Source organism: Microbispora sp. H13382 (assembly GCF_014161445.1).
Lineage (GTDB): Bacteria > Actinomycetota > Actinomycetes > Streptosporangiales > Streptosporangiaceae > Microbispora.
The window spans coordinates 237,766-246,622 of sequence record NZ_JABBXA010000013.1 but is presented as its reverse complement, the minus strand read 5'-3'; the positions used below and the strand labels follow the sequence as shown (position 1 = coordinate 246,622).

Annotated in this window: 4 protein-coding genes; 2 read left to right on the top strand and 2 right to left on the bottom strand. The window is 68.6% G+C overall.

The features are described from left to right. On the bottom strand, positions 1-136 hold a 136-nt coding region (locus HHX41_RS25340; RefSeq protein WP_182907988.1), incomplete at its 3' end, for an ATP-binding cassette domain-containing protein. 405 nt (positions 137-541) lie between these two features. Continuing rightward, on the bottom strand, positions 542-1,843 hold the full coding sequence (locus HHX41_RS25335) for an ROK family transcriptional regulator (RefSeq protein ID WP_310742167.1): 1,302 nt from the start codon (positions 1,841-1,843) through the stop codon (positions 542-544). Between the two features lie 245 nt (positions 1,844-2,088). Here HHX41_RS25335 and HHX41_RS25330 point away from each other — a divergent pair, with 245 nt between their 5' ends. Together HHX41_RS25330 and HHX41_RS25325 are read left to right on the top strand one after the other, a co-directional pair. Further along, positions 2,089-3,369 carry an ROK family transcriptional regulator gene (locus HHX41_RS25330; RefSeq protein WP_169989173.1) on the top strand — a complete coding sequence of 427 codons (1,281 nt, stop codon included), beginning with the start codon at positions 2,089-2,091 and terminating at the stop codon, positions 3,367-3,369. 214 nt (positions 3,370-3,583) lie between these two features. Next, on the top strand, positions 3,584-8,800 hold the full coding sequence (locus tag HHX41_RS25325; RefSeq protein ID WP_182907974.1) for a ThuA domain-containing protein: 5,217 nt from the start codon (positions 3,584-3,586) through the stop codon (positions 8,798-8,800). The last annotated feature ends 57 nt before the right edge of the window (positions 8,801-8,857 follow it).

Below are 8,857 nucleotides of genomic sequence, written 5' to 3'. Positions count from 1 at the left end.
CAGACAAAATCTTGATAAGCGTGGACTTCCCGGCACCGTTCTGGCCGAGCAGGCAGTGCACTTCCCCGGCCCTGACCTCAAGGTCCACGCCGTCCAGCGCACGCACGCCGGGGAACTGCTTGACGATTCCTCGCATCACGAGTAGAGACGCCGAGTCGGATGATGACTTCGGCACAGGAGCCTCCTGAAAAATAGGGACACGGTTGTGGCCCCGCCCGCCTGACGGCGCCGGTTTGGCACCACCGCGGCGGCACCGAGGTCGGCGTCAACGGTGCCGCTGCGGTCCGGACAGCCGGTCAGGCGGGCGGGACGTTCTTGTGGTGAGGGGAAAGGTACGGTGGTGATCCCGTCCGCCTGACCGCATGCGCCACGGCCGCGGCACGCGGGATGGGCGGGAGTGCCGGCGGTCAGGCAGGACGGTCAGGCGGACGGGAAGTCTGGCGGGGAGGGGGGACGGTCAGAGGGGACGGGCGGTACGCGGGGACGGAGCGGTGGACACGCGGGTCCGCCGCGAGTGGAGTGGAAGGGGCATCGGGGTTCCTCACGCCCCCCGATGGCTGGGATGTCGGATCGCGATCGCTGTGGGATCTGCCAGCGCTCGTTCGACGACGACTCCGGCCGCTCCGCGCGAGGCGGCGCCGAAGCCGAGGTCGGAGGCGACGAACCGGCAGCGGTCGGCGGCGCCGGTGATGCTCAGGCGGACCAGTTCCCCCTGGGCCGCGGGAATGAGCCGGTCGGCGAGCCTGGCGAAGTAGCCGCCGAGCACGATCACCCGTGGGTTGAAGAGGTTGACCAGGGTGGCGGCTCCGAGCCCGAGCCACCGGCCCACCTCCGCGAGGGCCGCCTCGACGCGGGGGTCTCCTTCGGCGCGCCGCTGCTCGATCTCGGCCAGCCGTTCCTCCGGGTCGCGGACGAGCTGCCGGCCGGTGCCGTACGCGCGGTCGGGTGTGGCCATGCGCACCAGCGCGGCCAGCCCGACCTTGGTCTCCCAGCAGCCGATGCGGCCGCAGCGGCACTGCTCACCGGACGTGTCGACCATGACGTGGCCGACCTCCCCGGCGAACCCGTCCGCGCCGCCCAGTAACCGGCCGCCGGAGATGATGCCGCCGCCGACGCCCACCTCGCCGGTGAGGTAGACCAGGTCGGGCGTGCCCGCCGCGACCCCCGAGGTGAACTCGGCCAGCGCCGCGAGGTTGGCGTCGTTGTCCACGGCGATGGGGATGTCCGCGCGGATGTCGGCCTGGGACAGCCGCTCGGCCACCGCCACCCCGCGCCAGCCGAGATTCGGGGCGACGACGACGGTGCCGGTGGTCGTGTCGATCAGACCGGGAACGGCCACGGTGATCCCCGCGGGAGCGACCCCGATCCTGTCGAGGTCGGCGACGGTCCTCTCGACCACCCGGGCCAGCTCGTCGAGTGAGCGTTCCGGACTGGAGCCCATGGCGTCGAAGCCGATGCGCCGGTCGGCGAGCACCCTTCCGGCCAGGTCGGTGGCGAAGGCGGCGATGTAGTCGACGTTGACCTCCACGCCCAGGGCGCCGACCCCGGAACCGTCCAGGACGAGCGCGACGCTGGGGCGGCCGACGGAGCCGGCGTGCTGTGGTCCGGTCTCCTTGACCAGCCCCCGTGCCTGCAGCTCGTTCACCAGGCTGGTCACGGTCGTCTTGTTCAACCCGGTCGCGACGGCGACAGCGGACCGCGAGCACGGGCCGTACACGCTCACGTGCCGCAGCACCAGAGCAAGGTTGGAACGGCGCACGGTGGCCTGGTCCGCGGGAACGCCCGCGGACCCGCCCCGACTCGGCGAGTCGGTCGTACGGCCGTCGGCCCTGCTGTGGTCCACCGGTCTCCCTCAATTAGTTCGCATGGCTCGCCGAATTAAAGGCAATCCTTCCCTCCAGGCACAAGGGGGTACAGACAGCGATTTACGTAACGTTCCGGTAACCAGGTCACAAATTGGCGCTGAGCTGGGGTGGAACGGAGCGATGCCAACTCGTTACGCGTCGCGGGGGTGCACGTTCGGACATCTGCGTGTTACAACCCTGATTAATTAATCTCAGAGACAAACAAAGGGCAGGTGAGGGCAGAGTGACGTACGAGTCGCACCTCACCCGTCCTTGGGGTGGCTCTCCGCCGGCGGGCCCCGCCGCACTGCGCCGGGCGAACCTCTCGATGGTGCTGCGCGAACTGCGTGACCACGCCTCCCTGTCCCGCGCCGACATCGCCGACGCGACGGGACTGCACCGGGCCACCGTCTCCAGCCTCATGTCCGAGCTGCTCGAACGGCGGCTGGTGCGGGAGCTCGGCGTCGAGCACGTGGGCGCCGTCGGACGTCCCAGGCGGGCGGTGGCGCTGCACGGCGCGCACGTCGGCGCTCTGGGCATGGAGATCAACGTGGACTACATCGCGGTCCACGGCACCGACCTCAGCGGCCGGGTCCTGGTCGAGCGCCGGGTGGTCTTCGACACCATGGGCAGCCGCCCGGACAGCGCGGTGCGCCGGCTCGGGCTCGTGGCCAAGGAGTCCGTGGAGGCGATGGCGCGGGCCGGCGCCGTCCCCGCGGGCATCGTGGTGGCCGTTCCCGGCCTCGTGGACGTGGCGCGCGGCGTCGTGTCGCTCGCGCCGAACCTCTACTGGCAGGACCTGCCCCTGGCGGACCAGCTTTCCGCGATGCTCGGCTCGCTGCGCGTGCCGGTGCGCGTGGACAACGACGCCAACCTCGCGGCGCTGGCCGAGTTCACCTCGGGGGTCGCGGCGGGCACGCCCGACCTGGTCTACCTCACCGGCGAGGTGGGCGTCGGCGGCGGCATCATCTCCGGCGGCAAACTCCTGCGCGGCGCGGACGGCTTCTCCGGCGAGGTCGGGCACCTGCGGGTCGACCCGAACGGCGACCAGTGCGGCTGCGGCCGCATCGGCTGCTGGGAGACCAAGGTCGGGCTGGCCGCGCTCGTGCGCGCCGCCATGCCCGAGCAGGCGTACGGACTGCCCGGCATGCCGGTTCCGGACCCCGGTGAACGAGTGGCCGACATCGCCCGGGGCCTGGCCTCCGGCGACCGGCGCATGATGCAGGCGGTGGCGCAGGTCGGCCAGTGGCTCGGGCTCGGCGGCTCGATCGTGGCCAACCTGTTCAACCCCCGCGTGATCGTGATCGGAGGTTACTTCGCCTCACTGGCCGAGTGGCTGCTGCCGCACGCGCAGGACCAGCTGCAACGGCTCGTGATGGCCGCACCGGCCACTCAGTGCCGGTTCGTCGCCTCGACACTCGGCTTCGGCGCCGCGTCCCGCGGCGCCGCGAGCATGGTGGTGAACCAGATCCTCGACGATCCGACCACGATCATGGATTCATTACCCAGGCCGGCAGCCTACTGACGCTGACGGCCTCCTCAGACCTGGAGACGGCACCCTCCAGCAACCGAAATATCCGCTTCGACCAAGTGGCAACAAGCGCGGCGGCGCGCGCCTTGCCTGACGTCCCCCCGGTCAGGAAGGGTTTTCCATGACACCACGTTCTCGAACGTGGGCCTGGCCGCACAACGCGGCCCAGCCAAGCGGACGGCGTCCCAGACGTCGTACCGCGGCGACGATGGCTTTCGCCCTCCTCGCCCCCACCATCACGCTCTTCTCGGCGCCGGTGAGCGCCGAGGCCGCCACGGCGGCAGCGGAGCCCGACTTCAAGGTTCTGGTCTTCTCCAAGACCACCGGCTTCCGGCACGACTCGATCCCCGAGGGCATCGCGGCCGTGCAGCAGCTCGGGCAGCAGAACAACTTCGCGGTCGACACGACCGAGGACAGCGCCGCGTTCACCGACGCGAACCTGGCGCAGTACCAGGCCGTGGTCTTCATGTCCACGACCGGCGACCCGGTGACCACGCAGGACCAGAAGGACGCGTTCCAGCGCTACATCCAGAAGGGCGGCGGCTACGTGGGTGTCCACGCCGCCGCCGACAGCGGATACAACTGGGCCTGGTACGGCAAGCTCGTCGGTGCGTACTTCAAGCAGCACCCGGCGATCCAGCAGGCGACCGTCAAGGTCGAGGACCCTGCGCACCCGTCGACCAAGGGCCTGCCGACCAACTGGGTCCGTACCGACGAGTGGTACGACTACCAGACGAACCCGCGTGGCACGGTCCACGTCCTGACGTCGATGGACGAGAAGTCCTACACCGGCGCCACGATGGGCGCCGACCACCCGAACACCTGGTGTCAGGACTACGACGGCGGCCGTTCGTGGTACACCGGCCTCGGCCACCAGAAGCAGAACTTCAGCGAGGCCAACTTCCTGAAGCTGCTGCTGGGCGGTATCAAGACCGCCGCCGGCGCTGAGAAGGCCGACTGCTCGGCCTCGCAGAGCACCAGCTTCGAGAAGGTCACCCTCGACGACAACACGTCGAACCCGATGATGATGGACATCGCCAACGACGGCCGCGTGTTCTACGTGGACCGGCTCGGCGAAGTCAAGGTCATCAAGCCCGCCGGTGGCACGGTCACGGCCGCGAAGCTGAACGTCTTCACGGCCAACGAGAGCGGTCTGCTCGGGATCACCCTCGACCGCGACTTCGACACCAACAAGTGGGCGTACCTCTTCTACTCGCCCAGCGGTGAGAACGTCGACCGGCTGAGCCGGTTCACGGTCACCGGTGACACGCTGGACCTGGCGAGCGAGAAGAAGATGCTCGACGTGCCGGTGCAGCGGGCCGAGTGCTGCCACCACGGCGGCGGCATGCTCATGGACCACAAGACCGGCGACCTGTGGCTGGCGACGGGTGACAACACCAACCCGTTCGCTTCCAACAGCTACACGCCGATCGACGAGCGGTCGGGCCGTGCGGCCTGGGACGCGCAGCGTTCCTCGGCCAACACCAACAGCCTGAGCGGCAAGCTGCTGCGAATCCACCCCGAGGCCGACGGCACCTACACCGTCCCGGCCGGCAACCTGTTCGCTCCGGGCACCGCGAAGACCAAGCCGGAAATCTACGGCATGGGCTTCCGCAACCCGTTCCGCATGGGTATCGACCCCAAGACGGGCAACATCATGCTCGGCGAGTACGGCCCCGACGCCAACTCGGCGAGCGCCACCCGGGGTCCGCAGAACACGGTCGAGTGGAACCTGATCTCCAAGCCGGGCAACTACGGCTGGCCGTACTGCATCGGCAACAACACCCCGTACATCGACTTCGACTTCGCCACCAACCAGTCGGGTCAGGCGTTCAACTGCGCCGCGCCGGTCAACGAGTCGCCGAACAACGACGGACTGACCAACCTGCCCCCGGTGATCCCGGCCACGATCTGGTACCACTACCAGGCCAACACCACCTTCCCCGAGCTCAGCGGCGGTGCGCCGATGGGCGGCCCGGTCTACCGCTACAACGCCGACCTGAAGTCGAACGTGAAGTGGCCGGCGTACTGGGACGGCAAGGCCATCTTCGGTGAGTGGAACAACAACCAGGTGTGGTCGTTCCAGCTCGACGAGAACGGCACCAAGCTCGTCGAGATGAACCGGATCCTCTCGTCCCTCAGCTTCAAGAAGCCGATGGACCTGAAGTTCGGCCCCGACGGCGCGCTCTACATGATCGAGTGGGGCTCCGGCTTCGGCGGCGACAACGCCGACTCCGGCATCTACCGCATCAACTACATCAAGGGCAACCCGCTGCCGGTCGCCCACGCCACGGCGGACAAGACCGACGGCCCGCTCCCGCTGACCGTCAAGTTCTCCAGCGAGGGCAGCCGCGACCCGGACGGCCAGGCGCTCACCTACGCCTGGGACTTCGACGGTGACGGCAAGACCGACTCCACCGAGGCCAGCCCCACCTTCACCTACACCAAGGCGGGTGAGTACAGCGCGGTCCTGACCATCAAGAACGAGGAGGGCGAGACCGCGACCGCCAACGTGGTCGTCGTCGCCGGCAACAACCGGCCCACGGTCAAGGTGAACGTGCCGCCGAACGGCGCCTTCTTCGAGTTCGGCGACCAGGTGAAGTTCACGGTCACCGTCACCGACCCCGAGGACGGCACGATCGACTGCGACAAGGTCAAGATCCAGGCGATCCTCGGTCACGACAGCCACGGCCACCCGCTCGACCAGCTCAAGGGCTGTGAGGGCACCCTGCAGACCCAGCAGGCGGGCCACGGCGAGACCGACAACCTGTTCTACGTCATCGAGGCCAGCTACGCCGACAAGGGCAACGGCGACGCTCCGTCGCTGACCGGGCGGGGCGAGGTGCTCCTGCAGCCGAAGCGCAAGCAGGCCGAGCACTTCACGCAGACCGGCCGGGTGACCGGCGGGGTGGGCACGGACGCCGCCGGTGTCGAGGCCGAGAACACCACCGACAGCGCGGGCGGCGCCAAGCACATCGCCTTCGTCCAGGACGGCGACTGGTGGTCCTTCGACCCGGTCAACCTGACGAACATCAGCGCGATCCGGCTGCGCGCCTCCTCGGGCGGGGCCGGCGGCACCGTGCAGATCCGTGCAGGCGACCCCAACAACGGGACGCTGATCGGCTCGGCGGACATCGCCCCGACCGGCGGCTGGAACACGTTCAAGGACGTCACGGTCAACCTGAACAACGTTCCGACGACCAGCGGCCCGCTGTACTTCGTCGTGCGCAAGCCGGCGAGCGCGGCCAACGACGCCTACCTGGTCAACTTCAACTGGGTCGACTTCATCGGCAAGGGCGCCACGGAGAACGAGCGTCCGATCGTGACCATGACGGCGAACCCGACCACGGGCATCGCTCCGCTGAAGGTCGACTTCACCTCGACGGCCACCGACGCCGAGGGTGACCCGATCACCTACAAGTGGGACTTCGGGGTGAACGGGTCGCCGCAGCCGACGACGGCCAACGCGAGCTACACCTACAACGCGCCGGGCACCTACACGGCCGTTGTGACCGCGTCCGACGACAAGGGCGCGTCGTCCACCGCCAAGGTCGAGATCAAGGTGAACGCGCCGGCCACGGTGTGCTTCTCCGGTCGTTCCGACGACTTCCTGGGCACCCAGCTCGACCGTGACCGCTGGTCGGTCATCCGGGAGAACCAGGACCTGCGCGTCGCCGACGGCAAGCTGATCATCCCGACCTCGACGACCGACATCTACCAGACGACCAACAACACGCCGAACATCGTCGTGCAGCCGGCTCCCTCCGGTGCCTGGACGGCCACGGCCAAGCTCACGCTGAACGCGCAGGACGCGTACCAGCAGGCGGGCCTGATCATCTACGGCGACGACGACAACTACGCCAAGATGGTGCTGCAGGGCCGGTCGACCAACGGGTCCAACCACGCCAACCGCATCTTCCAGTTCATCCGGGAAGACCAGGGCAACCCCAACGAGGTGACGGCGAGCAACACGGCCCAGCTCGGGGACGCCTACCCCGACACGGTGTACGTGCGGTTCATCAACGACGGCACCAACATCACCGCTCACTACTCGTCGGACGGCAGCAACTTCACCGCGATGTCCGAGACGAAGCCGCTCGCCGGGATCACCAACCCGAAGATCGGCCTGATCTCGCTGGCCGGGGCCAACCACCCGGTGGTGGACGCGGCCTTCGACTGGTTCCACATCACGCCGGACGACAAGGCGACCGGCCCGAACCCGGACGACGACTTCAACGGCAGCTCGCTCGACCTCTGCCGCTGGAACCAGAACGTGCGTTACGACGCCACGGCTGTTCGCATGACCGGTGGCAACCTGGAGATCGACACCGCCACGGGTGACATCTACGGAACGCCCAACGACGGCACGAAGAACTTCATCCTGCAGACCGCGCCGAGTGGTGACTGGACGCTGGAGACCAAGGTCGACGGCTCCGCTCTCAACGAGCGCTACCAGCAGGGCGGCCTGATCGTCTACGGCGACGACGACAACTACGTGAAGTTCGACTTCGTCACCACCAACGCCGCAGGGTCGAATGTGGCGCGGACGATCGAGCTGCGCAGCGAGGTCGGCGGCACCGTGCAGAACCCGCAGCCGCAGATCGCCAACCGCACCACCGGCGTGTGGTGGCTGCGCCTGAAGAAGGTGGGCGACAGCTTCACCGGCGCCTACTCCTCCGACGGCACCACCTGGACCGACCTGACCACCAACGGCACGGTCACCGCGGTGAAGAACAGCGCCGTGGCGAACGCGTCGAAGGTCGGCGTCTACACCATCGGCACCGCCCAGGCGGCGTCCAAGACGGTCAAGTTCGACTACTTCAAGCTGACCAAGGCGGGTAGCGAGGACAAGACCGCTCCGGTGACGACGGCGACGACCGACCCGGCGCAGCCGGAGGGCGGCTCGTTCACCGGCCCGGTCACGGTCACGCTGAAGGCGGCCGACGAGGCCGGCGGCAGCGGGGTCGCCAAGACCGAGTACTCGCTGGACAACGGCGACTGGACGGCGTACACCGCTCCGGTGACCGTCTCGGGCGAGGGGCAGCACCAGCTGCGCTACCGCTCGACCGACAAGGCCGGGAACACCGAGGAGATCAAGACGCTCTCGCTGACGATCGCCGCGGCTCCCTCGGCGGAGGTCAAGCTGACCGTGACGGCCGCGCCGCGCTGCATCGGCAGCTCGGTGTACCTCGCCGTGACGGCGGTCAACGACGGCGACGCGCCGGCCACGATCGAGCTGAACACCCCGTTCGGCAAGAAGACCGTGACCGACGTGGCTCCGGGCAAGCAGGCCTACCAGTCCTTCAACACCCGGACCGCCCAGATCGACGCCGGCAAGGTCACCGTGACCGGCACCGCGACGATCAACGGCAAGCAGGTCACCTCGTCCTACGACGCGGCCTACTCCGCGGCCAGCTGCCGCTGACCGCACCGGCGGTGACCACGGTCCCCACGACGAGGACACCGCCGTAGCTCAACCGGG